27 protein-coding genes are annotated in these 25761 nt (G+C 62.3%); 13 read left to right on the plus strand and 14 right to left on the minus strand.

Features of this window, described 5'->3' with window-relative positions; translation table 11 throughout:
* Positions 1 to 109 precede the first annotated feature (109 nt).
* From EA795_RS07740 to rnd, 6 genes are all read right to left on the minus strand, one after another.
* Positions 110 to 1345, minus strand: coding sequence for an aspartate kinase (locus EA795_RS07740; RefSeq protein WP_014852139.1), 1236 nt, complete (start codon positions 1343 to 1345; stop codon positions 110 to 112).
* Between the two features lie 122 nt (positions 1346 to 1467).
* Positions 1468 to 4092, minus strand: coding sequence for an alanine--tRNA ligase (gene alaS / locus EA795_RS07745; protein WP_122076447.1), 2625 nt, complete (start codon positions 4090 to 4092; stop codon positions 1468 to 1470).
* Between the two features lie 214 nt (positions 4093 to 4306).
* The gene (locus EA795_RS07750; RefSeq protein ID WP_014852137.1) at positions 4307 to 5527 is read right to left on the minus strand and encodes a hypothetical protein; all 1221 of its coding nucleotides are present in this window, start codon (positions 5525 to 5527) and stop codon (positions 4307 to 4309) included.
* A gap of 54 nt (positions 5528 to 5581) precedes the next feature.
* Positions 5582 to 6031 (minus strand): YcgN family cysteine cluster protein, encoded by a 450-nt coding sequence (locus EA795_RS07755; RefSeq protein ID WP_014852136.1) that lies wholly within the window; start codon positions 6029 to 6031, stop codon positions 5582 to 5584.
* Between the two features lie 111 nt (positions 6032 to 6142).
* Complete coding sequence (locus EA795_RS07760) at positions 6143 to 6436, minus strand: YcgL domain-containing protein (RefSeq protein WP_014852135.1); 294 nt, start codon at positions 6434 to 6436, stop codon at positions 6143 to 6145.
* Positions 6433 to 7557, minus strand: a complete 1125-nt coding sequence (gene rnd / locus EA795_RS07765; protein WP_122076449.1) for a ribonuclease D — start codon at positions 7555 to 7557, stop codon at positions 6433 to 6435. The genes EA795_RS07760 and rnd overlap by 4 nt, the downstream gene beginning before the upstream one ends.
* A gap of 157 nt (positions 7558 to 7714) precedes the next feature.
* On the opposite strand from rnd, the gene EA795_RS07770 reads away from it, so the two are divergent.
* Complete coding sequence (locus EA795_RS07770; protein ID WP_122076451.1) at positions 7715 to 8575, plus strand: sulfurtransferase; 861 nt, start codon at positions 7715 to 7717, stop codon at positions 8573 to 8575.
* Between the two features lie 178 nt (positions 8576 to 8753).
* Positions 8754 to 9974 carry an OmpP1/FadL family transporter gene (locus tag EA795_RS07775; protein ID WP_122076453.1) on the plus strand — a complete coding sequence of 407 codons (1221 nt, stop codon included), beginning with the start codon at positions 8754 to 8756 and terminating at the stop codon, positions 9972 to 9974.
* Positions 9975 to 10010: 36 nt separating this feature from the next.
* Here EA795_RS07775 and EA795_RS07780 read toward each other — a convergent pair whose 3' ends face one another.
* Positions 10011 to 10559 carry a glutathione peroxidase gene (locus EA795_RS07780; RefSeq protein ID WP_122076455.1) on the minus strand — a complete coding sequence of 183 codons (549 nt, stop codon included), beginning with the start codon at positions 10557 to 10559 and terminating at the stop codon, positions 10011 to 10013.
* A gap of 178 nt (positions 10560 to 10737) precedes the next feature.
* Between EA795_RS07780 and EA795_RS07785 the strand changes: the two genes are divergently transcribed.
* Entirely contained in the window at positions 10738 to 11541 is an 804-nt protein-coding gene (locus EA795_RS07785) for a metallophosphoesterase family protein (RefSeq protein WP_122076457.1), read from the plus strand.
* Between the two features lie 9 nt (positions 11542 to 11550).
* On the opposite strand, the gene EA795_RS07790 is transcribed toward EA795_RS07785, so the two are convergent.
* The 6 genes from EA795_RS07790 to ttcA all read right to left on the minus strand — a co-directional run bounded on the left by EA795_RS07790 (position 11551) and on the right by ttcA (position 16260).
* Positions 11551 to 12066, minus strand: a complete 516-nt coding sequence (locus tag EA795_RS07790; RefSeq protein ID WP_122076459.1) for a C40 family peptidase — start codon at positions 12064 to 12066, stop codon at positions 11551 to 11553.
* A 74-nt stretch (positions 12067 to 12140) separates the two neighbouring features.
* Positions 12141 to 12773 (minus strand): C40 family peptidase, encoded by a 633-nt coding sequence (locus EA795_RS07795; protein ID WP_122076461.1) that lies wholly within the window; start codon positions 12771 to 12773, stop codon positions 12141 to 12143.
* Between the two features lie 142 nt (positions 12774 to 12915).
* Positions 12916 to 13587 carry a DNA-3-methyladenine glycosylase I gene (locus EA795_RS07800; RefSeq protein WP_122076463.1) on the minus strand — a complete coding sequence of 224 codons (672 nt, stop codon included), beginning with the start codon at positions 13585 to 13587 and terminating at the stop codon, positions 12916 to 12918.
* A gap of 81 nt (positions 13588 to 13668) precedes the next feature.
* Positions 13669 to 14766 carry a 3-deoxy-7-phosphoheptulonate synthase gene (locus EA795_RS07805; protein ID WP_122076465.1) on the minus strand — a complete coding sequence of 366 codons (1098 nt, stop codon included), beginning with the start codon at positions 14764 to 14766 and terminating at the stop codon, positions 13669 to 13671.
* Positions 14767 to 15030: 264 nt separating this feature from the next.
* Positions 15031 to 15156: a hypothetical protein gene (locus EA795_RS21500; RefSeq protein ID WP_276310933.1), complete on the minus strand. Its 126-nt coding sequence runs from the start codon at positions 15154 to 15156 to the stop codon at positions 15031 to 15033.
* Positions 15157 to 15435: 279 nt separating this feature from the next.
* Entirely contained in the window at positions 15436 to 16260 is an 825-nt protein-coding gene (gene ttcA, locus EA795_RS07815; protein ID WP_014852125.1) for a tRNA 2-thiocytidine(32) synthetase TtcA, read from the minus strand.
* Positions 16261 to 16373: 113 nt separating this feature from the next.
* Here ttcA and EA795_RS07820 point away from each other — a divergent pair, with 113 nt between their 5' ends.
* The 4 genes from EA795_RS07820 (at position 16374) to EA795_RS07835 (ending at position 19131) form a co-directional block, all read left to right on the plus strand.
* Complete coding sequence (locus EA795_RS07820; RefSeq protein ID WP_014852124.1) at positions 16374 to 17003, plus strand: DNA-J related domain-containing protein; 630 nt, start codon at positions 16374 to 16376, stop codon at positions 17001 to 17003.
* 127 nt (positions 17004 to 17130) lie between these two features.
* Complete coding sequence (locus tag EA795_RS07825) at positions 17131 to 17730, plus strand: Yip1 family protein (protein ID WP_014852123.1); 600 nt, start codon at positions 17131 to 17133, stop codon at positions 17728 to 17730.
* Between the two features lie 184 nt (positions 17731 to 17914).
* Positions 17915 to 18580, plus strand: a complete 666-nt coding sequence (locus EA795_RS07830; protein WP_122076467.1) for a Yip1 family protein — start codon at positions 17915 to 17917, stop codon at positions 18578 to 18580.
* 56 nt (positions 18581 to 18636) lie between these two features.
* A complete protein-coding gene (locus tag EA795_RS07835) occupies positions 18637 to 19131 on the plus strand; it encodes a SprT family zinc-dependent metalloprotease (RefSeq protein ID WP_122076469.1) in 495 nt (164 codons plus the stop codon).
* 7 nt (positions 19132 to 19138) lie between these two features.
* Here the strand turns inward: EA795_RS07835 and EA795_RS07840 are convergent, their stop codons facing one another.
* Positions 19139 to 20326: an MFS transporter gene (locus tag EA795_RS07840; protein ID WP_122076471.1), complete on the minus strand. Its 1188-nt coding sequence runs from the start codon at positions 20324 to 20326 to the stop codon at positions 19139 to 19141.
* A 364-nt stretch (positions 20327 to 20690) separates the two neighbouring features.
* On the opposite strand from EA795_RS07840, the gene EA795_RS07845 reads away from it, so the two are divergent.
* The 6 genes from EA795_RS07845 to EA795_RS07870 all read left to right on the plus strand — a co-directional run bounded on the left by EA795_RS07845 (position 20691) and on the right by EA795_RS07870 (position 25716).
* Positions 20691 to 20870 carry a periplasmic nitrate reductase, NapE protein gene (locus tag EA795_RS07845; RefSeq protein ID WP_014852119.1) on the plus strand — a complete coding sequence of 60 codons (180 nt, stop codon included), beginning with the start codon at positions 20691 to 20693 and terminating at the stop codon, positions 20868 to 20870.
* Between the two features lie 64 nt (positions 20871 to 20934).
* Positions 20935 to 21189 carry a chaperone NapD gene (locus EA795_RS07850; protein ID WP_014852118.1) on the plus strand — a complete coding sequence of 85 codons (255 nt, stop codon included), beginning with the start codon at positions 20935 to 20937 and terminating at the stop codon, positions 21187 to 21189.
* Positions 21189 to 23693, plus strand: a complete 2505-nt coding sequence (gene napA / locus EA795_RS07855; RefSeq protein WP_014852117.1) for a nitrate reductase catalytic subunit NapA — start codon at positions 21189 to 21191, stop codon at positions 23691 to 23693. Before EA795_RS07850 ends, napA begins: the two co-directional genes overlap by 1 nt.
* An 11-nt stretch (positions 23694 to 23704) precedes the next feature.
* Entirely contained in the window at positions 23705 to 24196 is a 492-nt protein-coding gene (locus tag EA795_RS07860) for a nitrate reductase cytochrome c-type subunit (protein ID WP_058076538.1), read from the plus strand.
* A complete protein-coding gene (locus EA795_RS07865) occupies positions 24193 to 24789 on the plus strand; it encodes a cytochrome c3 family protein (protein WP_014852115.1) in 597 nt (198 codons plus the stop codon). Before EA795_RS07860 ends, EA795_RS07865 begins: the two co-directional genes overlap by 4 nt.
* Before the next feature lie 132 nt (positions 24790 to 24921).
* Entirely contained in the window at positions 24922 to 25716 is a 795-nt protein-coding gene (locus EA795_RS07870) for a dienelactone hydrolase family protein (RefSeq protein ID WP_115027594.1), read from the plus strand.
* Positions 25717 to 25761 lie beyond the last annotated feature (45 nt).

Consider the following 25761-nt stretch of genomic DNA (forward strand, 5'->3'; position numbering starts at 1 on the left):
ATGGAGCCTTGCGCCTTCACCAACTATTGACCAGCCGGGATGAGCCTAAAGTTCCTTTGGTACCGCTCGATACGACAGAAGGCGCGTGTTAGACGCGCCTTCACCCTCTTCACTCTGCTGTGCCAGCCGGAGCGTCCAGCTCGAACGCGGTATGCAGCGCTCGCACCGCCAGCTCGAGGTACTTCTCCTCGATCACTACCGACACCTTGATTTCCGAAGTGGAAATCATCTGGATATTGATGTTCTCCTTGGCCAGCGCCTCGAACATGCGGCTGGCCACTCCCGCGTGCGAGCGCATGCCGACACCCACGATGGAAACCTTGGCGATATCGGTGTCACCGATAACTTCCCGGGCGCCGATCTCGCGCGCAGTGCTCTCCAGGATCTGGAGCCCGTTCTGGTAATCGTTGCGATGCACCGTGAAGGTGAAGTCCGTGGTGTTATCGTGCGCGACGTTCTGCACGATCATATCCACCTCGACATTGGCAGAGCTGATCGGCCCGAGAATCTTGAATGCCACGCCGGGTGTATCCGGCACACCACGGATCGTCAGCTTGGCCTCGTCACGGTTGAAGGCGATGCCGGAAATGATGGGCTGTTCCATGGAGTCCTCTTCATCAAGGGTAATGAGGGTTCCCGGACCCTCCTGAAAGCTGTGCAGCACGCGCAGGGGCACGCTGTACTTGCCGGCGAATTCGACTGCGCGGATCTGCAGCACCTTGGAGCCGAGGCTGGCCATTTCCAGCATTTCCTCGAAGGTGATGCGATCCAGGCGCTGGGCCTTGGCGACCACACGCGGATCGGTGGTGTAGACGCCATCGACGTCCGTATAGATCTGGCATTCGTCGGCCTTGAGTGCCGCCGCCAACGCCACGCCCGTGGTATCGGAACCGCCACGTCCCAGGGTGGTGATGTTGCCCTGATCGTCGACGCCCTGGAAACCGGCCACCACGACCACCCGGCCCGCTTCCAGATCGCGACGGATGTTCTGTGCGTCGATCTGCAGGATTCTCGCCTTGCCGTGGGCACTGTCGGTGTGGATACGCACCTGATTGCCCGTGTAGGAAACGGCGGGCACGTCGACCTTGATCAGGGCCATGGCCAGCAGGGCGATGGTCACCTGCTCGCCCGTTGAGACCATAACGTCCAGCTCACGCGGCACCGGCTGATCACTGATCTGCCTGGCGAGATCGATCAGGCGATTGGTCTCTCCGCTCATGGCCGAAACCACCACGACGATATCGTCACCGTTATCGCGGAATTTCTTGACCTTTGCCGCCACCTGCTCGATGCGCTCGACGGAGCCCACCGAGGTTCCTCCAAACTTCTGTACGATCAACGCCATTTCATCGCCGCCTAAGCCCTTCTAGGGCGCTCATTAAACATTCAACCCCCCGCACTGCCAAGGTCCGGTCCAGCAACGGTCGAGCCCTCATAGCCGCTCGCCCGAGCGTGCCGGTCTCTGCTCTACAGTCCCTGTTCCACGAACCCGCGGGTCAGTGCCAGCGCATCGCCGAGCTTGTGCGGCTCGCTGCCACCGCCTTGAGCCATGTCCGGACGGCCGCCACCCTTGCCACCCACCATGGCGGCGGCCTGCTTCATCAACTCACCGGCCTTGAACTTGCCGGTGAGGTCCTGGGTTACCCCGGCCACCAGCACGACCTTGTCGTCCAGTACCCCGCCCAGCAGGATCACGGCACTGCCCAGCTTGTTCTTCAACTGATCGACCAGCGCCAGCAGCGCCTTGCCATCCAGGCCATCGACCCGAGCCGCCAGCGTTCGTACGCCTCCAACCTCGATCGCGGAACCGGCCAGATCGCTGCCCGTAGCACTGGCAGCCTTGGCCTTGAGCTGTTCCAGCTCCTTCTCCAGCTGGCGGTTGCGCTCGAGCACGCCACTGAGCTTGTCCAGCAGATTCTCGCGGTTGCCCTTGATCAGCGCCGCGGCTTCTTTCAATTGCTCCTCGGCGCCGTTCAGGTAGTTCAGTGCCTGCTCGCCGGTGACCGCCTCGATACGACGCACGCCAGCCGCCACACCGCCTTCGCTGGTGATCTTGAACAAGCCGATGTCACCGGTGCGGTTGACGTGGGTCCCGCCGCACAGCTCGACGGAGAAACCACCACCCATGGTCAGCACGCGCACCTGATCGCCGTATTTCTCGCCGAACAGCGCCATGGCGCCCTTGCCCTTGGCCGTCTCGATATCGGTTTCCTCGATTTCAACGGCAGTGTTGCCGCGAATCTCGGCGTTGACCTTGTCTTCCAGCGCCTTGAGCTGCTCGGGCTTGATCGCCTCGAAATGGCTGAAGTCGAAGCGTAGACGCTGACTATCCACCAGCGAGCCTTTCTGCGTGACATGCTCGCCGAGGATCTGGCGCAACGCGGCATGCAGCAAGTGCGTGGCCGAGTGGTTGAGCGCGGTGGCCTGGCGCACCGAAGCATCGACCGTCGCCTCGACGCCGGCACCTACCCGCAGGCTGCCGCTGTCGACAATGCCATGGTGCAGGAAAGCGCCGCCGGCCTTGCTGGTGTCGCGCACATCGAAACGCAGGCCTTCGCTGGTCAGGTAGCCGCAGTCGCCGACCTGGCCGCCGGACTCGGCGTAGAACGGCGTCTGATCGAGCACCACCACACCCTCTTCACCCGCATTCAGTTGCTCGACGCTCATGCCTTCGCGGAACAGCGCAACGACTTTGCCACTGCCGGAAGTGCCGGCGTAGCCGGTGAAACGTGTCTCACCCTCGACCTTGACCAGGCTGTTGTAGTCCATGCCGAAGGCGCTGGCCGAACGCGCTCGCTCGCGCTGAGCCTGCATTTCGCGCTCGAAGCCCTCCTCGTCCAGCGTCAGCTCGCGCTCGCGGGCGATGTCGCCGGTGAGATCCACCGGGAAACCGTAGGTGTCGTACAGCTTGAAGATCACCTCGCCAGGAATGACGCTGCCCGAGAGCTCGGCCAGGTCCTGTTCGAGAATCTTCAGGCCCTGCTCCAGGGTCTTGGCGAACTGCTCTTCCTCGGTCTTCAGCACACGTTCGATATGCGCCTGCTGCTGCTTGAGCTCAGGGAAGGCGTCGCCCATCTCGGCGACCAGCGCCGCAACGATCCTGTAGAAGAAGCTGCCCTTCGCGCCCAGCTTGTTGCCATGACGGCACGCGCGACGAACGATGCGACGCAGCACGTAGCCGCGTCCTTCGTTGGAGGGCGTCACGCCGTCGGCGATGAGGAAGCCGCAGGAGCGGATATGGTCGGCGACCACCTTGAGCGAGGCCTGACCTTCGTTGGTGCAGCCGATGGCTTGCGCCGCCGCGTTCAGCAGGCTCTGGAACAGGTCGATCTCGTAGTTGGAATTGACGTGCTGCAGCACCGCGCTGATGCGCTCCAGGCCCATGCCGGTATCGACGCTCGGCGCCGGCAGCGGATGCATGACGCCGTCGGCGGTGCGGTTGAACTGCATGAAGACGTTGTTCCAGATCTCGATGTAGCGGTCGCCGTCTTCTTCCGGCGAACCGGGCGGGCCGCCCCAGATGTGCTCGCCATGGTCGAAGAATATCTCGGTGCAGGGACCGCACGGACCGGTGTCGCCCATCGCCCAGAAGTTGTCGGAGGCGTAGGGTGCGCCCTTGTTGTCACCGATGCGCACCATGCGCTCGGCCGGCACGCCGACTTCCTGGGTCCAGATGTCGTAGGCCTCGTCATCGCTGGCGTAGACGGTGACCCAGAGCTTCTCCTTGGGCAGGTTCAGCCACTTCTCCGAGGTCAGGAATTCCCAGGCGTAGGTGATGGCATCGCGCTTGAAATAGTCGCCGAAACTGAAGTTGCCCAGCATTTCGAAGAAGGTGTGATGGCGCGCGGTGTAACCGACATTTTCCAGGTCGTTGTGCTTGCCACCGGCGCGCACGCATTTCTGGCTGGTGGTGGCGCGGGTATAGGCGCGCTTTTCCAGGCCCAGGAAGCAATCCTTGAACTGATTCATCCCCGCGTTGGTGAACAGCAGGGTTGGATCGTTGGCGGGGATCAGCGAACTGGATGGCACACGGGTGTGGCCCTTTTCTTCGAAGAAGCGGAGGAAGGCTTCACGGATTTCTGCGCTTTTCATAGTTTTCTTCCAGAGGACTGCGGCCGAACGGCTGCAAAACGACACGGCGAGGCGGAGCCGGTTCGCAACTACCCAGGCGGATAGCCGGCAAAGAGCCGCATTATATCGGCCCTGCGCGCTGGGTATAGGGGATAAAGGCGATTGAATCCAGCTATTCGACGGTGATCGCGCACTGTGCATGGGCGGCAGGGGAAAACGCTGCCGCAACGAGACCTCAACGCAGCAATTTTGTATCGAGCACCTTGGAACCGGTACCCAGCAGCGTTTCGGTAATGTCGATGAAGTCCTGCGTGGTGGCCTTGTCCAGCCGCATCAGGCCACGCGCGACGTCGTCCAGCGAATGCCGGCCCTTGCTGCCCTGGCGGATTTCCTTGTCCAGCTCCTGCAACAGCAGCACCGCCCTCGCGGTAACCGGCCCGGTGGAGCTCTCCGTGCGCAGGCTGCTGACCTTGCGGCTCCACTTCGTCAGGCGCTCGCGCACCGCCTGATAGCGGTCCTCGCTCATCCCACCGGCGCGCCGGACCAGTTCGATGGCGTAGTACTCGGCCAGACCTTCGCTGATCCAGTCGCTGCGATCGGCATCGGTAATGCGGCTGAAAACGTGGACGAGCTCATGCACCAGCGAGCTGGTGCCGTTCTCGCTGACCAGGGGGCGGTCGGCATGCATGAACAGCGAATTGGGGCCGGACAGGCCGCCGCGCCACATGGGATCGCCGGCACCGACAATGAGCAATTTCTTCGGGTCACGGGGGAAGACGTGCTGCACCTCCGGCCAGACGAAGGTCAGCAGGGTAAGGATATCCATCCGCCGCATGCCCTCGCCCACCGGGGCGACAACGGCGACATCGGTCTCACCCAGCCTGGCGCGGCGACTGCCCAGCTTGCCGGCGAGCATCCAGCCGGTGGGGCGGTCGAATTGGCGTTCGGGGTTGTCCACCCGGAAGCGATTCTTGCCGATCCGCGGCCAACCGGTTTCGATGCTTTTCCAGCCTTTGGGCAGGTCGAAGCCGATGCGTGCGACCAGCACGATGCCATCGCGCTCGTCGAGCTTGGCCGCCGGCACCAGGTCGTCGCCTCGAAACAACGCCCAGTCTTCGGTCATGCGCGCATCGAAGGCGCCGTTATCGCGCTGATGGGTGATACGGACCCGGTAGCTCAGGCTGGACTTGCCCTTGCCCGGCCGCCAGATACCTCGTTCAGGCACTTCCTGCAGCCATTCACCATCGGCGCTGAAATCGCTGTAGGCGCCCTCATCGCCCAGGTTGAAGTCCAGGCTGCGCACCGCTTCGCCCTCCTCCAGCGTCAGGCGAACCTCGGCCTGATCCTGCTCCGGCAGAAAGCGCACCTGATAATCCAGGTCGATCCGCTTGGCGGCCTGGGCGTGGATACTGCTCAGAAGCAGGACAGCAAACAGCGATAACAGGCGGACAAACATGCAGGCAGCTCCGGAATCAGGGATTTTGCTAAGACGACGCCACGCGGGGTTGATTCAACCGGCGCGAAAGATCAGGTGGTCTTCCCAATCCTCATCGGCAACGCTGCCCTCGGCGATCATCCGACCGGCCTGGGAAATGCGCTCGGCGTGTACCGCATCGGGATCGCCGCAGACCAGGTGGTGCCAGAGTGGCAAGTCCTTGCCCTCGGCCACCAGGCGATAGCTGCAGGTAGGCGGCAGCCATTTGAATTGCGCGGCATCCGCGGCGGTGAGCTGGATGCAATCCGGTACGCTCGCGCGCCGATTCGGATAATCCGTGCAGCGGCAGCTTTCAAGGTCGAGCAATTTGCAGGCGATGCGCGTGTAGTAGACGCTGCCGTCCTCTTCGTCCTCGAGCTTCTGCAGGCAGCACAGGCCGCAGCCGTCACACAGCGACTCCCATTCGCTCGCATCCAGCTCGGTAAGGGGCTTGCGCCGCCAGAAGGGTTCGACTTTCGCTGCCATGGGACCGTCATCACGAATGGAAAGGCGCGAGTCTAGCCATTGCGCTGCAAGGGGCCAAGCATGCCCCGTGGATACGGCCCTCGAGCCGACATTCGGCCTGTCACGCGTCGTTCAAAGTGGATCGTTACGTCGCAGCAATTCTTCTGGAAGATGCTCGATGTATTCGTCCTCCGCAGGCGGCATCTGCAGGTGATAGCCCTGCTTTTCGAGATTCGCCAGGACTGTTGCGATGTCCTCCCGGGCCAGTTTGCGCTCGGGCGTCAGGACGAGATCGAAGGCATGCTGCGGCGGGCCGAACGCCGCCAACAGCGCTTCCGGCACACGCGTCAGCGCTTCGCTGCGCTCGACGTAGAGGTACATCTCGTTCCGACGTGGGCTTTTGTAGATTGAGCAGAGGCGTTTCATGATTTGTTTTCCAGAACATCGAGCAGGGCCTGCCCCATACGCGCCCGCCGCCAGCCGCGCAGCGAGTCGGGCAAGTGATAGGGGCCGTCGGGATAGCCGGTCTTCAGCAGGGCTTCGAGCACCTTCTTGCGCAGCATCAGCTCCGGCGCGATGCCCAGGGCGGCGCCTTCGCGCTGACCGACCGCCCGCAGTTTCTTGAGCCGCGAGGATGCCTCCAGCGGCAGCGGCTCGGGCAGCGGCTCCGGCCAGTCCTGCGCGGGCGTGGCTGCGGCTTCGCGGATCAGCGCCAGCAGGGTTTCGCCATCCTGGCGCACGGTGCGCGGATGCATGTCTTCGATACGGGCCAGCATCAGCAGATCGCCAGGCTGGGTGCGTGCCAACGGCCACAGGCTGTGTTCGCGCAGCACCCTGTTGCGTGGTTGATTGCGCGCCCGGGCCTGGCGCTCGCGCCAGGCGGCGAGCACCTTGAGCACGGCGAGCTGCTGCGGCTTCAGGCGCCAGGCCTGCTTGACGTCACGATAGGCTTCGTCCGGATCGAGCTCGCAGCGAAAGCCGGCAACCAGTTCGGCGCCATCTTCGAGAATCCAGCTGCGCTTGTTCTCATCCAGCCGCGGCAGCAAGGCTTCGTACAGCTCGGCCAGATGCTGAGCGTCCTCGGCGGCATAGCGCACCTGCATCTCGCTCAAGGGACGCTGGAGCCAGTCGGAGCGGGTCTCGCCCTTGGGCAGTTCGAGGCCCAGCACGCTCTGCACCAGGCGCGAATAACCCATGGAAAAACCGATGTTCAGATAACCGGCCGCCAACTGGGTATCGAACAGCGGCACCGGCAGGCTGCCGGTGAGGCGCAGGAACACTTCCAGGTCCTCGCTGCAGGCGTGCAAGACCTTCACTACATCCTGATCTTCCAGCAGGGCTGCGAAAGCGCTCCAGTCGGTGATGGTCAGCGGATCGATCAGATAGGCACAGCGCCCATCGCCCACCTGCAGCAGCGCGGCGATTGGGTAGAAGGTGTCGACCCGCATGAATTCGGTATCCATAGCGACATAAGGCAGCTGGCGCCACTCGGCACACAGGCGGGCCAGATGCGCATCATCGCGGACCCATTGAGTTTCGATGGCCAAAAGGCCCTCCTTGTTGTTCGCTCCGCCAGCGGACGTGTGGTCGAAGACAGCGAAGTATATATCGCGACCACGCCTCCACCGCGCAAAACATCGATGGCACGTCGTTGACGCAGCGGATCGTGTTTGCGATTTTGCCGTTTCAGAACGGAGCCTCGCCATGCCTCTCGCCCAATTGATCACCCCGCAACGCCTGTCATCACGCTTGCAGCAGCCGAACCTGCGTATTCTCGATTGTCGCTTTTCCCTGGAAGATCCCGATTACGGTCGGCGCAGCCATGCGCAAGGGCATATTCCCGGCGCCCAGTTCGCCGACCTCGAACGCGATCTGTCGGACAGGGTCGTTCCCGGCATCACTGGTCGCCACCCACTGCCACAACCGCAAGCCCTGCTGGCCCGGTTTCGCGAATGGGGCCTGAACGACGGTGATGAAGTGGTGCTCTACGACGACGGCCCCGGTGCCTTCGCGGCCCGCGCCTGGTGGCTACTGGCCTGGCTGGGCAAGCGCGACGGCGTCTATCTGCTCGACGGAGGCCTTCAGGCTTGGCGCGAAGCGGGCCTGCCGCTGGACGACGTCACACCCAGCTGCACACCCGGCAATTTTACCGGCGAGGCCGACGACACCCTGATCATCCAGGCGGCGCCACTGGCGGATCGACTCGGCAGCGACCGCCTGATCCTGCTCGACGCCCGCGCGCTGCCGCGCTTTCTAGGTGAGGTGGAGCCCATCGATCCTGTCGCGGGACACATTCCCGGTGCGCACTGCATGCCCTTCACCGAAAACCTCGATCAGAGCGGTCGCTTCCTGCACCCCGAGCAACTCCGCGCACGTTTCAGCCGATTGCTCGACGGGCAACCGAGCGAAACGCTGGTGGCCTATTGCGGCTCCGGCGTCACGGCCTGTCATAACCTCTTCGCGCTATGCCTCGCGGGCTACCCTCTGGCATCGCTGTATCCCGGCTCCTGGAGCGAATGGATCACCGACCCGGCACGCCCGGTCGCCCGAAAGGAACACCTGTAGCGCTCCGCGATCAGAATATGGCCGAACAGTCACGATCTGCCCATACGGTTTTCAACGACAATCGACCATCTTTCCGTGCGAATCGTCGTCAAGTTACGAAAAAACGCACTCTTTCGTTTGCGACGAATCAGAGAAAGTTGCTAGGGTCCGACCCGCTTTATTTCTCCGGAGTACCACAATGAAAACAACATGGTTGAAGACAGCGATCGCAATCGCAGCAGGCGCACTTTCCACTCAGGCCCTGGCTGCAGGTTTCGCCCTCAACGAACAGAGCATCAGCGGCATGGGCACCTCCTTCGCCGGCCGCTCCTCATCCGCCGATGACGCCACCACCCTGTTCGGCAACCCTGCCGGTATGTCGCGCCTCAAGCGCGAAGAAGTCAGTTTTGGCGTGGCAGCGATTCATGCCAACACCGATATCAAGAATGCCAGTGGCGCACCCGGCAGCAATGACGGCGACATGGTGCCGTTCACTGCCGTACCGATGGGCTATTACGTCAAGCCCATCGATGACAAGTGGGCAGTCGGTGTTGGCGTTTACGTCCCGTTCGGCCTGATCACCGACTATGAGGGCGGCTTCTCCGGCCGCTACCACGGTGATTACAGCGAAGTTCGCGTGATTACCGTACAGCCCACTGTCAGCTATCGTTTCAACGAAAAGCTGTCGATTGGTTTTGGCCCAACGATCAACCGAATCGATGGACAGCTGGAAAGTGCTGTGCCAACAGGACCTTTCCCGGATAGCCGGGTAAAGATCAAAGGTGACGACACCGCCCTCGGCTTCAACGTAGGCATGCTGTACGAAATAACGCCCCAGACTCGAGCCGGCCTAACTTACCACTCGAAAGTGGATTATAAGCTTGAAGGCGATACGAGCTTTTCCGGCGCTGCGTTCGGCCCGTTGGCAGGGAAGTACGATGCGTCACTCGATCTGGAAACACCGGAATCGGTCGATGTCTCCATTACTCACGAGCTGAACGATCAGTGGACGCTGTATGGCGGCGCCATGCTGACCCGCTGGAGCCGCTTGGAAGCCATCGTTGTTGAAAACGAAGGGGGAGCTCCAGTACCAGTCATTTCTGAAGAACAAGACTGGCACGACACTTGGTCCTACGCCGTCGGCGCCGCCTACAAGCTGAACAAGCAGTGGACCCTCCGTACCGGTCTGGCCTTTGATCAAAGCCCGACCAACAACACCCACCGTTCGCCGCGGATTCCTACCGGTGATCGGACGGCAGTGAGCTTCGGCCTGGCCTGGAACCCGACTGACGATGTCACCGTGGATCTGGCCTATTCGTATCTGTGGGAAGAAGACACCAAGATCCGTCAGGACTCCTACAACGCCACCTACGAAAACAGCGCCCACGGTTTCGGCGCTGCGCTCAGCTACCGCTTCTGATGCAAGAAAGCCCCGGTTCTACCGGGGCCTTTCATTTCACTGCTGCAAGGCCTTTTCCACCGCCGCGATCAGCCTCGGATCGTCCGGTTTGACCTTGCTGGAAAAGTAATCGACCACCTGCCCGTTTCGGTCGACCACGTACTTGTAGAAATTCCACAACGGCGCCCGCCCGGCCTGCTCGGCCAGTTCGCGGAACAACGGCGTCGCATCATGCCCACGCACGGGTTGCGTCTGGGTCATGGTGAAGGTCACGCCGTAGTTCACGTAGCACACCTCGGCCGTCTCGGCCTCGTCGTCGGATTCCTGGAAGAAATCATCGGACGGCACGCCCAGCACCTCCAACCCTTCATCCTTGTAACGTTGATACAGCGCCTCGAGCCCCTTGAACTGAGGGGTGAAGCCGCAATGGCTGGCGGTGTTGACCACCACCAGCGCCTTGCCCTGAAAGGCTTCGCAGAGATCGACGCGTTCGGTCGAGCGCAGTTTGGGCAATTCATGATCGAGCAACGCCGGGCATTCGGCAGCCACGGCGGGTATGACAGCAAGCGCCAGCCAGAGCGTCATGGCGCACGCAGAAGCTTTCATGGCGAATCTCCGAAGCAGAAAGGCCTCACGCTACGCCGCCGCTGCCGCATCGGCAATCCTCAGCGTCGCGGAGAGCCACCATTCCGATATGAATCAGCGCGGATTTCACTGGAACGACGGACATCAAGCGACTTCGAATGCAACAATGCAGCCATTCGCCACGAGGACAGCCGCACCCATGACGACGATCGTGCAGATCTCCGACACCCATTTCGGTACCGAACAACCTGCCGTGGTGCAGGCCATGGAAGATCATGTGCAGGAGCATGGGGCCGATCTGCTGGTGCTCTCGGGCGACATCACCCAGCGCGCACGCCATAACCAGTTCGCCGCTGCACTGGCATTCGTCAAGCGGCTACGCGGTCACGGCATCCCCGAAACCCTGGTGATTCCGGGCAACCACGATATCCCGCTGTACAACCTGTTCGCCCGCTTCCTGTCGCCCTACGGCAACTATCGTGAGCATTTCGGCGATGACCTCGAGCCCACCTTCGAGAACGATGAAGTGCTGGTGATCGGCCTCAACACCACTCATCCCAGACGCCACAAGGATGGCCTGGTCACGCCGAAGCAGGTCCGGGCCGTGGCAGAGCGGCTACGCCGCGGCGACCCTGCCAAGCTGCGCATCGTCGTCGCACACCAACCCTTCGGTGCCATGGTGCAGAGCGACCTGAGCAATCTGCAGCATGGCGCCCAGGCCGCCTTGGAGTGCTGGTCTGAGCATGGGCTGGACCTCGTGATGGGCGGGCACATCCATCTGCCCTATGTCCTGCCGCTGTCCAGGCAATATGCGGGGCTTTCACGGGAAATCTGGATGGTACAGGCCGGCACCACCTTGTCGTCCCGGGTGCGCGGCACTTCGCCGAATTCATTCAATCGCCTGCGGTTGCAGCGCAGCGAATCGAAGCAGCTGTGCGTGGAACGCTGGGACCTGCTCGACGATCGCTTCGTGCTCGGCTCGCAGTTCCACCTGCACTGGTAAGCAGCCCGATCAGGGATTGCTGGCCAGATGCTCCTGTTCGAGAACACGCTTGGCACTGAGATAGGATTGCTGCCAATAGCGATCGGAAAGCCGGTCCAGCCGGACGGTGCCGCCACTGGATGGCGCATGCACGAAACGCCCCTCACCTACGTAGATCGCCGCATGGCTCACCTTGCGACCTCCACTGGTCGCGAAGAACAGCAGATCGCCCGGCTGAAGCGCGTTGCGCGAAACACCGACGCCGAGCGTGCTCATGGCGCTCGTGGTACGTGGCAACGTCATGCCGGCCGCGCCGCGATAGACATAGCCGATCAGTCCGCTGCAATCGAAACCGCTGTCAGGCGTATTGCCGCCGTAACGGTACGGAGTGCCCACCAGCCCCAGCGCCGCGAACAGCACCTCTTCCGCGGCGGCGGATGGCTGATGGGAAGTAGGAGAGGTAATGACAGGAGCGGAAGGCCGACCGGTGCAGGCCGCCAGCAACACGCTCAGCAGAATGATCGAAAAACGAGCCGGAAAGGGCATGACAGAGCTATCCTGGCGATCGAGCTGTCACTTTGCCGCCAGGCGAGACGTGGCGCAACCCCAGGGCCCCGAATTCAGCGGCGAACGACCGTCTCGGACTCGGTCAAGGTTGCCATGGCCAGCACCCGCTTGGCCTGCATGTAGCTGGCACGCCAGTATTTGTCGTCCAGGCTGTCCACGCGGACTCCGCCGCTACGGCTGCTGGAGGAGTGAATGAACTGATCGTCGCCGATGTAGATGCCGGCATGGCTGACCCGGCCACGACCACGGTTGTTGAAGAAGACGAGGTCACCCGGCTCCAGCTCGCCGCGCTTAACCACAGGCGCATCGAGTTCGATCATTTCACGGGTGGAACGTGGTAGTTCGATGCCGGCTTCCTTGCGGAACAGGAAGCCGACGAAGCCACTGCAGTCGAAGCCGGTTCTGGTGGAAGCGCCACCATAACGGTAGGGCGTACCGACCAGCGTGAAACCGCGCTCCAGAATGCTGTCGACCAGCGCAGGGGGCTCGTTGCGCAGGTCGCCGAGCTGCTGCGCGTCAGGCACGGCCGCGTCACTTGTTCCGTCGGGTGCGCTTTCGGGAGTGGCATCCTCGAAAGAAAAAGCCAGCTCCAGACGCTGCGGTTCGGGCTGGGTGGGTTGACTGGCACAAGCCGCCAACAGGGCAATCAGTGCGAAGGGCACGAGGGGTGCGAAGCGTTGGCGCATGGGCACGGCCGTGTCGAATTCGAAAAGTGCCGCGCACTATGCCCGCTGGCGCCTCGATGTTCAAATTCAATCGAGGAAAATGTGACGAACGTGCCGCGACAAATCGTCTGACGCGCCGCTTTCGGCAGCGAGCGCAGTCCGCTCAGTGATTGACGGTAAAGGCCAGCATCGCCGACAACTGGCACAGTGGCCGGCCGCTTTCGCTGTGCCAGCGGTTGAACACTGCCTGCACCGCAGCCTGGTCACGCTGGCTGCTCGGCACCCTGTCGACGATACCCTGCGCCTGTAATGCCGCGACCACATCATTGCTGGGAATGAAGGTGTCCTTGCCGGCCATGCGCAGAAAGCGCGGAGCGGAAAGCCCGCCCAGCTGGCTGCCGTGCCGGGCGATATAGCGCCACAGGCCGACGATGTCTTCTGCAGGCCAGTCGGCGAGCAGATGACCGAAACCGCCCCGCTCCTTTGCCACGTCCAGCACGAACTGCGCGTTGCGTGGCACGCTCTTGAGCTTGCCGAGATGGCGGATCAGCTGTGCGTTCTGCATCAACCGTTCGATATGCTCGCCGCCCATCAGCACGACCTTCTCGGGGTCGAAGCCGAAGAAGGCCTGCTCGAAGGCCGGCCACTTGGCATCGACCAGGCTGTGCTTGAGGCCGGCGCGAAAGATCCGCAGGCTGACCAACGAGAGATAGCGGTCGTCGGCAACCGCTCGCAGCTGATCGGCGCTGGCCGGTTGCGGCAACAGCGCCTCCAGGGCCGCCGCCGAGCCGAAGCGGTTCAGGCAGTATTCGTACAGCCATTTGTAGTCACGCATGCTTAATCTATCCGATCCGAAAAACAGCAGCGGCACAGGGTGCCGGCGAGCGGGCCGCCTCGCAAGCCCGCCGATCAAGATTCAGCCCCGCAAACGCTGCGCCGCATCGCTCAGCAGTTGGGCGGTCGCGCTCCAGCCCAGGCAACCATCGGTGATCGACACGCCATAGCGCAGCTCGCCGGTCAGTGGTTGGCAGCCATCGAACAGATGGCTTTCCAGCATCACGCCGCGCAGGCTGGCATCTCCGGCCAGGCGTTGCTCGAGAACGCTATCGAACACGGCCGGCTGGCGCAGCGGGTTCTTGCCGCTGTTGGCGTGGCTGCAGTCGACCATTATCCGTGCGGCGATGCCCTGCTTCTGCAACGCCGTTCGAGCCGTCCGGACGCTTTCGGCATCGTAGTTCGGCGCACCATGGCCGCCGCGCAGCACCAGGTGCGTGTCGGCGTTGCCAGCGGTTTCCAGCAAGGCGGGATGGCCCAGCTCGTCGATGCCGAAGTGCTGGTGCGGATGCGCCGCCGATCGCATGGCGTCGCAGGCGACGCCCAGGCTGCCGTCGGTACCATTCTTGAAGCCCACCGGCAGCTCCAGCCCACTGACCATTTCCCGATGAATCTGCGATTCACTGGTGCGCGCACCGATGGCGGCCCAGCCCAGCAGATCGTCGAAGTAGCCGGCCGTCAGCGGCTGCAGCAGTTCGCTGGCGATCGGCAGGCCGGTTCCCAGAATGTCCAGCATCAGCTTGCGCGACAGGCGCAGCCCTTCGGCCATGTCGCCGCTGCCATCGAGGTGCGGATCGTAGAGCAGGCCTTTCCAGCCGACGGTAGTGCGCGGCTTCTCGACATAAGTGCGCATCACCAGCAACAGCTGATCGCTGACCTGTGGCGCGAGCGCAGCCAGGCGCTCGGCGTATTCCAGCGCGGCAACAGGGTCATGCAGGGAGCAGGGTCCGACCACGACCAGTAGGCGTGGATCGCGACCATCGAGCACGGCGCGAATGGCGTTGCGATCGTTGTGGATGCTTTCGGCGAGTGCGGTGCTCAGCGGCAGGCGCTGGCGCAACAGGGCGGGGCTTGGCAGCGGCTTGGCGCGGCGGCGAATGGGAGCAGCGATGGAAGACGGAACAGGCTCGGCGATGGCGAGCTGGATGGCGATGTTCTGAGCGTTGGCGGAAGCATTCATGATCTGGCGGTTCCTTCGGCCGGCGCGGGCGATCCCGCGACGGCGCTAATCGAGTGTTCGTTCGGGTGGTGTCAGGGCAGCGGTGAAGCGGCTAAATCGCCAGTCGTAACGGTAATCACGGTAGGTGCGGTAAGTGCTCATGGTGTATTCCTTGTGCTGTGGCCTTTCTTCCGGCCAGAAAACAAAAACCCCGGTCGGGTAGCCGACCGGGGTTGTGAAAACTGCTCTGGTGGCGACCCTGCTTGCTCGGGCGCCTGCGGGGTATCAGGCGCGCCAGTGGCTAAACCAATACCCGAAGTAATAGCCCGAAGCCGCCAGCTGCCCACGCGACTGCGCAGCGCGCTGGGCACTGGTATTTGCGATCGGCTGGATGGTGTGGCTGTGGAACATGCTTGAACTCCTCATTGGCGACCACCTTAATGTTTCGAGTCGCAAGCTGCAAGCCGCCGGATAACGCCTGCGACCAATCCAGCCCACAAAGCCCGATGGCCCGATGGTTCCTATGCTTCAGCGTGGGAACCGGGTTGCGAGCGCTCTCTGCACGCCTGGGACGCGAAGCGCCCGCATTGCGTTCCACGCAGAAGCGCGGGAACGATCAACGTAGGGCCGAACTCATTCGGCCAGCGAGTTCGTGCAAGCAGTCGAGCAAATGGCCGAACAAGTTCGGCCCTACAGACTCATCACATCGACGAAACGTGGCGTGGCGTCATTGTCGATGCGCAGGTTGTGGAAATCGAACAGCTTGCGGTCCGCCAGCTGCGAAGGCACCACGTTCTGCAACGCGCGGAACATGATCTCGGTACGCCCCGGCGATTTGCGCTCCCACTCCTGCAGCATCTCCTTGACCACCTGGCGCTGCAGGTTCTCCTGCGAGCCGCAGAGGTTGCACGGGATGATGGGGAATTCCTTCATCTGCGAATAGGCTTCGATATCGGCCTCGTTGCAATAGGCCAGCGGGCGGATCACCACGTTGCGGCCGTCGTCGGAGAGCAGCTTGGGCGGCATGGCCTTGAGCGTGCCGCCGTAGAACATGTTGAGGAAGAAGGTTTCCAGGATGTCGTCGCGGTGATGACCGAGCGCCATCTTGGTCGCGCCGATCTCGTCGGCGAAGGTATAGAGCGTGCCGCGGCGCAGGCGCGAGCACAGCGAGCAGGTGGTCTTGCCTTCCGGGATCTTCTCCTTGACCACCGAGTAGGTGTCCTTCTCGACGATGTGATACTCGACGCCGATGGACTGCAGGTAGTCTGGCAGCACGTGCTCGGGAAAGCCGGGCTGCTTCTGGTCCATGTTCACCGCGACGATTTCGAAGCGGATCGGCGCAACCTTCTGCAGGTAGAGCAGCACGTCGAGCATGGTGTAGCTGTCCTTGCCGCCAGACAGGCAGACCATGACCTTGTCGCCATCCTCGATCATGTTGAAATCGGTGACTGCCTCGCCGGCCAGGCGGCGCAGACGCTTCTGCAGTTTGTTCTGGTTGACCGAAAGGTTGCCCATGTCAGGAATCCGGGTGAGATGCGAAAGGCGCGCATTTTACGCGCAAAGTACGCCGCGCCCTACCCCATCCATCCAGCTCATCGTGCGTATGGCGCTGTGCTAGGCTTGAGCCGATGAACGATGAACTCGAACCCGAGATGGACCTGGCCGAGCAGATTCTCGTGCTGTTGCGCGAGCAGCCCGAAGGTTGCAGCGAATACCAGCTGATCCAGCAGCTCAAGGCTCGCCACAGCACGCACGTTCCCCATTTGCCGTTGATCGACAAGCTGGTGCTGTTTCGCACCCACTTCCTGGTTTTCAACGCGTTGTACGAATTGCGCGATCGCCTCTGGCAGGCGGCCAGCCACAGCCTGCATATCTCACCGCTGTGCATCCAGCTTCGCCCCTACGTCGCGGCAACCAGCGGGGTCGTGCAGCCGGACCCGCTGCGCGCCTACTACCTGGACATGGCCAACCTGCGCGATACCGACGAAGAAGAAGTGGAGCGCCTGCTGGCGAGCTTCTGGACCCGCATGCGCGGTGGCTATGCCGAGGGCACGAGTGAAGCCTGGGACCCCGAAAAGAAGCGCGCGGCGCTCGAACTGTTCGAGCTGGACCAGACCGGATCCTCACTGGATCTGCCGATGATCAAACGCCGCTACCGTCAGTTGGTCAGCATTCATCACCCGGATCGTGGCGGTAGCACCACGCGAATCCAGTCGATCAACCTGGCGATGGAAATATTGCAGCGCTATTACCAATAGCCGCCTAGCTTCCATTCGCTCTAATCGCACGCTTTCCAGTCCCTATACTGCGACATAAGGTCGCACGCCCGTCACGCTCTGACGGCAGCCAGGCGAAGCGACCCTCCATAACAGAGGAGACGCTGGCATGATCAATCACCTATGGGGATTGTTTGCCCACCCCGGGCAGGAATGGCAGGAGATCCGCGGCGAAGAGAAGGAAGTAGGCCATCTGCGTATTGGCGAGGTGCTGATACTCGCGGCCATCCCGGCAATCTCGGCCTATATCGGCACCACCCAGCTCGGCTGGAGCATCGGCGCCGGCGACCCGGTGAAACTCACTGAAGCAAGTGCACTGCAGCTGACGCTGCTTTCCTACCTGGCGATGCTCGCCGGCGTTGCGGTCATGGGCGGTTTCATCCACTGGATGTCGCGCACTTACGATGCCAGCCCCTCACTTACCCAGTGCATCGTGTTCGCCGCCTACACGGCAACGCCTCTGTTCATCGGCGGCCTGGCGGCGCTCTATCCGCATCTGTGGCTGGGCATGCTGGTCGGCACCGCAGCGGTCTGCTACACGGCTTATCTGCTCTATGTCGGCGTGCCGACCTTCATGAACATTCCCGCCGATGAGGGGTTCCTGTTCTCCAGTTCCATTCTCGCCGTAGGGCTGGTGGTGCTGGTGGCGATCATCGCGCTGTCCGTGATCATGTGGGGCATGGGCCTCGGCCCTGTCTATATCCGCTAGAGCCTCAAGCCTCAAGCCTCAAGCCTCAAGCCTCAAGCCTCAAGCCTCAAGCCTCGAAATCTGGGGCTTGAGGCTTGTTCGTGGGCGATTTATTCATAACGGTCCGGGTTCAAGCCTGAATCCCTGCGCCGCTGCGACGTCTATACGACAACAGCAGCATCAACGTCGGCATCAGGAGGCTTCCATGACCCCAGACTTCATCAGCCTGCTCACCCGCCCCGACCGCGCCTGGACGAGCATCCGCCAGAAGGAGGATGCCAACAGCCTGCGCTACCTGATGCATCTTCTGTTGCTGGCGCTGATCCCCAGCGTCTGTCTGTTCATCGGTATCACCTACGTCGGCTGGAGCCTGGTGGATGAGGAGCGCGTACGCCTGGCGGCCGACAGCGCATTCCAGCTGTGTCTGTTCCTCTACATCACCATGGTGCTCGGCACCGTGATCATGGGCCTGTTCGTCCACTGGATGGCACGCAGCTTCGATGTACGGCCCAGCCTCAACCTGTGCATCGGCTTCATCGCCTACACCATCACGCCCTTCTTCGTCGCGGGCATTGCCGGCCTTTACCCGAACCGCTGGTTCGCGGCCATCGTGATCCTGCTGGCGGGCCTCTACTCCACCTACCTGCTGTTCACCGGCCTGCCCGCCTTCATGCGCCAGCGCAGCTCGCAGAGCTTCCTGTATGCCAGCTCGATCTGGGGTGTGGCGCTGCTGGTAATAGTGACGGTGCTGGTTTCGATGATCCTGTTCTGGTCATTCTTCATGGAGCCGACCTACACCCGTACCGTGCAGGAGAACCAGAGTTACGGCACCCAGCAGGAGCGCCCCCAGGAGGAGCCCGGCGGTCTCTGAATGGCACTACGCTGGATTCATTGCGGCATAATGCGTGGCTTCTTCGGAGGCCACGAATGCCCGAACAGCTCCACGCCCGTGTCGAGGCCTGCTATCAGCAGGCCGAAGCCTTTTTCAAGCAGAGATTCGAGCGCCCCCAGGTCAGCTTCAAGCTGCGCGGGCAGAAAGCCGGCGTGGCGCACCTGCACGAGAATCTGTTGCGCTTCAATCCACAGCTTTACCGGGAAAACCGCGAGCATTTTCTCAAGCAGACCGTTGCCCATGAAGTGGCGCACCTGATCGCCCACCGCCTGTTCGGCAATCGAATACGCGCCCATGGCGAGGAATGGCAGCTGATCATGCGTGGCGTCTATGAACTGCCGGCCGATCGCTGCCATAACTATGAAATCGCCCGGCGCCAGGTCAGCCGCTACATCTACCGTTGCGAATGCCCCGAGCGCGATTTTCCATTCACCGCGCAACGGCATGCGCTCGTGCGCAAGGGCCGCCGCTATTTCTGTCGGAGCTGCCGTGCCACGCTGGTATTCAGCGGTCAGCAGCGGCTGGAATGAACGGCGATCAAAGACGACCCGTCCGCCAGGCCGCCACGATGAACAGCGCCGCAAGCACGGCCATGAGCGGCAACCAGCCGGCATGCTCCCAGATGTAGCCGGCGCCATAACCCACCACACTCGATCCCAGGTAATAGGCGCACAGATAAAGCGCCGAAGCCTGGGCTTTTGCAGCTTTGGCGTGCTGTCCGACCTGACCGCTGGCTACCGCATGTGCAGCGAAGAAGCCCAGCGTGAACAGCGCCAGACCGGCGATGATGCAGCCTAGCCAAGGCGTGGTGCAGAGCCCAACGCCAATCAGCATCAGCCCGATGCCGTACTGCAACACGCGCCGCGCACCGAAACGCGGAACCAGCCGGCCCGCCCAGCCAGCGCTGAAGATGCCCACCAGATAGACGGTGAACAACAGGCCGATCACCGTCGATGACAGGCCGAAAGGCGCACCCGCCAGGCGAAACCCGATGTAGTTGAACAGCGCCACGAAGCCGCCCATCAGCAGGAACGCCTGTAGGAACAACAGCCGCAGCATCGGATTGCGCAGATGCAGGCCGAAGTTGGCGAGCAATCCACTCAGCGAGAGCGGCTGCGCCTTGAAGTGGCGCGACGCGGGCAGCAACCAGACGAACAGGCTCAGCGCCAGCGCGCCAAGACCCGCGATTCCGCCCAGCGCCAATTGCCAGCCGCCGATATCGCTGAGCAGACCGGACAGCAGGCGCCCCAGCAAACCACCCAGTGCCGTACCGCCGATGTACAGCCCCATCGCTGCCGGCAGGGACTGCGGATCGAACTCTTCGCCGACATAGGCCATCGCCAGCGCGGGCAGACCGCTCAACGCAAGCCCCAGCAGCGCGCGCAGCACCAGCAACAGGTTCCAGGACTCGACCAGCGCACAGGCCAGCCCCAGCAGGCTGGCCAGGCTCAGCGCGACCACCATTACTGGTTTGCGCCCCCAGCTCTCGGCCAGCGCTCCGGCGATCAGCAAACAGAGCGCCAGGGAAAGCGTCGTCAGCGACAAGGCCAGACTGCTGCTCGCTGCCGATACGGCGAAACGCGACGCCAACAACGGTAACAATGGCTGCACACAATAGAGCAGCGCAAAGGTGGCGAAACCCGCGCAGAACAACGCCAGCGTCGCGTTGCGATAGCCTGGCGTACCCCGTTTGAGGTGAGACGAGGTGCTGCTATCGACTGTCATGGCATGGCTCCTACATGAACCGCGGAAAAAAAAGCCGCAAAGCCTAGCACAATGGTTCCAGGCCGACCGGCTCGGCGTGAGCCATTCTTGTTCCAAAACATAAACCTGTCATTTTGTATGGCTTTTGGTGACAGCTCATCGGACAATGCCGATGCAGACGATTCGGGGCTCAGCCTTGACCATGGACATGGCGGTCAGCCTGGTCTGGTGATACCCGAACGCGGCCTGGAAGCATCGTCGCCGCGAAAGGCGACGCTTTGAAACGCCAGAGCCAGGGGCAATTCACCGCATACGGAACGCGAACGCAATTGCCCAAAGCCGGTCAATGACTAGACTCCTGTGAAGGCCAGTCGGAGTAGAACAAATGAATCATAATGACGATGCCCCAGCGCACATCTCCAGCAAGAGCGAGGAAACTCGGCTCTTCGTCTTCCTGATCGTTTTCCTGTTCCCGATTCTCAGCGTCGCGCTGGTTGCCACCTATGGCTTCATCGTCTGGATATCCCAGATGACGATCTTCGGCCCACCGGGGCCCGCCGGCTAAACGACACGCTTCGCGCATAAAGCCAATCACATCGGATAACCGATGCGTCAGATGGAATTCGTCGATGGAACAGATCCACATCACCAGTTTGCTGGTGCACTGCCGTCCTGAGCAAATGACCGCCGTGAAGGCCAACCTGGCCCTGTTGCCAGGGCTCGAACTGCATCAGGAAAGCGCCGCAGGAAAGGTGGTGGTGGTGCTCGAAGCAGAGCACGAAAGCCAGATCCTGAAGACACTCGAGCAGATCCAGAACCTGCCCGGCGTTCTCAATGCCGCCATGATTTACCACGAACTCCTCAGCACCGAAGGAGAAGCCTGATGAGCCTCACCCGTCGCCAGTTCGCCAAGGCCAATGCCGCGGCCATCGCCGCCAGCGCTGCTGGCATCCCCATTGCCAGCAGCGCCGCCAACCTGATCACCGAAGCGGATGCGACCAACCTGCGCTGGAACAAGGCGCCCTGCCGTTTCTGCGGCACCGGTTGCGGCGTCATGGTGGGCACCCGCAACAACCAGGTCGTTGCCACCCATGGCGACGTCAAGGCGGAGGTCAATCGGGGCATCAACTGCGTCAAAGGCTACTTCCTGTCGAAGATCATGTACGGCAGCGACCGCCTGACCCAACCGCTGCTGCGCATGAAGAACGGCCAGTACGACAAGCAGGGCGAATTCCAGCCGGTCAGCTGGGAACAGGCCTTCGATGTCATGGAAGAAAAATACAAGGCGGCGCTCAAGGAAAGCGGCCCGAGCTCGATCGGCATGTTCGGCTCCGGCCAGTGGACCATCTGGGAAGGCTATGCAGCCAACAAGCTGATGAAGGCGGGCTTTCGCTCCAACAACATCGACCCCAACGCCCGCCACTGCATGGCCTCGGCGGCCGTGGGCTTCATGCGCACCTTCGGCATGGACGAACCCATGGGCTGCTACGACGACATCGAGGCCGCCGACGCCTTCGTGCTCTGGGGCTCGAACATGGCCGAGATGCACCCGGTGCTCTGGACCCGCGTCACCGATCGCCGGCTCAGCGCGCCACACGTCAAGGTCGCGGTGATGTCCACCTTCGAGCACCGCAGCTTCGACCTGGCCGACATTCCCATGGTGTTCAACCCCCAGACCGACCTGGTGATCCTCAACTACATCGCCAACCACATCATCCAGAGCGGTGCCGTCAATCAGGACTTCATCGAGAAACACACCCGGTTCGCCAAGGGCGCGACCAATATCGGCTATGGCCTGCGGCCGACCGACCCGCGCGAACTCAAGGCCGAGAACGCAGGCGTCGCTGGCAGCTGGACCGACATTAGCTTCGAGGACTACGCCGAGTTCCTCAAACCCTACACCCTCGAGCACGCCGCCCATGAATCGGGCGTGCCCGCCGAACGCCTGAAGGCGCTGGCCGAGCTCTATGCCGATCCCAAGACCAAGGTGATGTCGTTCTGGACCATGGGCTTCAACCAGCACACCCGCGGTGTCTGGGCGAACAACATGATCTACAACATCCACCTGCTCACCGGGAAGATCAGCGAACCGGGCAACAGCCCCTTCTCGCTTACCGGCCAACCCTCGGCCTGTGGCACCGCGCGCGAGGTGGGCACCTTCTCCCATCGCCTGCCCGCGGACCTGGTCGTCACCAACCCGAAACACCGCGCCGTCAGTGAAAAGATCTGGAAGCTGCCCGAAGGCACCATCCAGGAGAAGATCGGCTACCACGCGGTGGAGCAGAGCCGTCAGTTGAAGGACGGCGGCCTGAAGGTCTACTGGACTCAGGTCTCCAACAACATGCAGGCCGGCCCCAACCTGATGCAGGAAACCCTGCCCGGCTGGCGCAACCCGGAAACCTTCATCATCGTTTCCGACGTCTACCCCACCGTTTCGGCTCAGGCGGCCGACCTGATCCTGCCCGCCGCCATGTGGGTGGAGAAGGAAGGTGCCTACGGCAACGCCGAGCGCCGCACGCATTTCTGGCATCAACTGGTCGACGCACCCGGCGAGGCGCGCTCCGATCTGTGGCAGCTCATGGAATTCTCCAAGCGCTTCACCACCAATGAAGTGTGGCCCGAAGAGCTGCTGAGCAAGGCCCCGGAACTCAAGGGCAAGACGCTGTTCGACGTGCTGTTCCGCAACGGCAAGGTCGACCGCTTCCCCACCTCGGACATCGAGGAAGGCTATCGTAACCGCGAGTCCGAAGAGTACGGCTTCTACGTACAGAAGGGCCTGTTCGAGGAGTACGCCGAGTTCGGCCGTGGCCACGGACACGACCTGGCCGACTTCGACCGCTATCACCAGGAGCGCGGTCTGCGCTGGCCGGTAGTCGACGGTGAGGAAACCCGCTGGCGCTACCGCGAAGGCTACGACTCCTACGTGGAAAAGGGCACCGGCGTGCAGTTCTACGGCTACCCGGACAAGAAGGCGATCATCTTCGCCCTGCCCTACGAGGTTCCCGCCGAGATACCGGACGAGGAATACCCATTCTGGCTCAGCACCGGTCGCGTTCTGGAGCACTGGCACACCGGCAGCATGACCCAGCGTGTCGACGAGTTGCATCGGGCCGTGCCGGACGCACTCGTCTACATGCACCCCGAGGATGCGCGCAAGCTCAATGCGCGGCGCGGCAGCGTGGTCAAGGTGGTCAGCCGGCGCGGCGAAATGCAGGCACGGGTGGAAACCCGTGGTCGTAACAAGCCGCCGATGGGCCTGGTCTTCGTGCCTTTCTTCGACGCCAACAAGCTGATCAACAAGGTCACTCTCGACGCCACCGACCCGATCTCCAAGCAGACCGATTACAAGAAATGCGCCGTGAAGATCGAAGTGGTCAGCATCGCCTGAGGAGAGACACCATGAAATTCCAGCTTCTGCCCTTGACGCTCCTCGCGGTGTTCGGCCTGGCCATTGCCGCAGAATCCGACTACCCGCTCGACGCGCCGGCCCCAGACGGTCGGCGCCCCGGCGGCACCATCACTCAGGAGTTCACCCCGCCGCCCCTGCACGACGAGGAGAACAAGGATCTGCGCCGCGAGCGCAACTACCCCGAACAACCACCGACCATTCCGCACAGCATTCGCGGCTACCAGATCGATCGCAACAGCAACAAGTGCCTGAGCTGCCACAGCCGTGCCAACAGCGCGCGCACCCAGTCGCCCATGATCAGCTTCACCCACTACACCGACCGGGACAGCCAGACCCTGGGCGCCGTGGCGCCGCGGCGCTATTTCTGCACCCAGTGCCATGTGCCGCAGCAGGATGTGAAGCCGCTGGTGGAGAACCAGTTCGAGACGATCGACGAACTGCTCTACCGTGAAACATCGCCTGAGAGCGAGGGCAGACGATGAAAGCGATACTGTCCTTTCTCAAACGCTACTGGGGTGTACTGCGCCGCCCCAGCGTGCATTACAGCCTGGGCGTTCTGGTCCTGGGCGGTTTCCTTGCCGGCATCGTCTTCTGGGGCGGTTTCAACACCGCGCTGGAAGCCACCAACACCGAGGCCTTCTGCATTTCATGCCATGAAATGGAAGACAACGTGTACATGGAGATCAAGGAAACCATCCACTACAGCAACCGCTCCGGCGTGCGTGCCACCTGCCCCGACTGTCACGTCCCCCATGAATGGACCGACAAGATCGCCCGCAAGATGCAGGCCTCGAAGGAGGTCTGGGGCAAGATCTTCGGCACCATCAACACACGTGAGAAGTTCCTCGGCATGCGTCGTGAGCTGGCCGAACACGAGTGGGCGCGACTGAAAGCCAACGACTCGCTGGAATGCCGTAACTGCCACGACTACGATTCCATGGACTTCACCCGCCAGAGTCCGCGGGCGGCACGTTTCCACTCCTCCGCGCTGGGAAGCGGCGATGCGACCTGCATCGATTGTCACAAGGGCATCGCCCACCGCCTGCCCGACATGCGCGACGTACCCGGCTGGTAAGGGATTGGCCGAACAGTTCGGCCCTACGCAATCAGTAGGGCCGAATTTATTCGGCCTTTGCGTACCAATCCGGATAGCTACCATCCTCTATGGTTTGTCGTTGCTGTCATCAAAACAATAAAGGAGACCCCGATGCGTTACAGCCTGCTCGGCCTGCTCATGGCCACCAGCTTCATCGCCCATGCCGAAATTCAGACTCGGGAAATTCCCTACACCGCTGCCGATGGCACCCGGATGGTCGGCTACTACGCCTATGACGACGCCATCGAGGGCCAACGCCCCGGTGTGGTGGTGGTGCATGAATGGTGGGGCCTCAACGATTACGCCAAGCGTCGCGCACGTGATCTCGCGGAGTTGGGTTACAGCGCCCTGGCCATCGACATGTATGGCGAAGGCAAACACACCGAGCATCCCAAGGATGCGATGAGCTTCATGCAGGCTGCGCTGGCCGATGCGGACGCGGCGAAAGCCCGCTTCACCGCCGGCCTCGACCTGCTCAAGGAACAGGCGCAGACCGATACCGCCAGACTCGGCGCGGTGGGCTACTGCTTCGGCGGCAAGGTGGTACTGGACATGGCGCGCCAGGGCGTACCGCTGGAAGGCGTGGTCAGCTTCCATGGTGCGCTGGCCACCGAAACCCGCGCCGTGCCCGGCAGCGTCAAGGCGCGGGTGCTGGTCGAACACGGCAGCGAGGACAGCATGGTCAGCCCCAGCGACGTGGCGGAGCTGAACGCGGAAATGGTCAAGGCCGGCGCCGACTACCAGTTCGTCAGCCTGCCCGGCGCCAAGCACGGTTTCACCAACCCTGGCGCCGACGAGCATCAGAAACAGGGGCTCGATCTGGCTTACAGCAAAACCGCCGATGAGCGTTCCTGGGCCGACATGCAGCGCTTCCTCAAGGAAACCTTCGACAAGGCCGAGCGCTGAGTCGATCCGCTACGGGACACGTCGCCGCGACGAACACGGCGGTTC

It is taken from the genome of Stutzerimonas nitrititolerans (genome assembly GCF_003696285.1).
GTDB lineage: Bacteria > Pseudomonadota > Gammaproteobacteria > Pseudomonadales > Pseudomonadaceae > Stutzerimonas > Stutzerimonas nitrititolerans.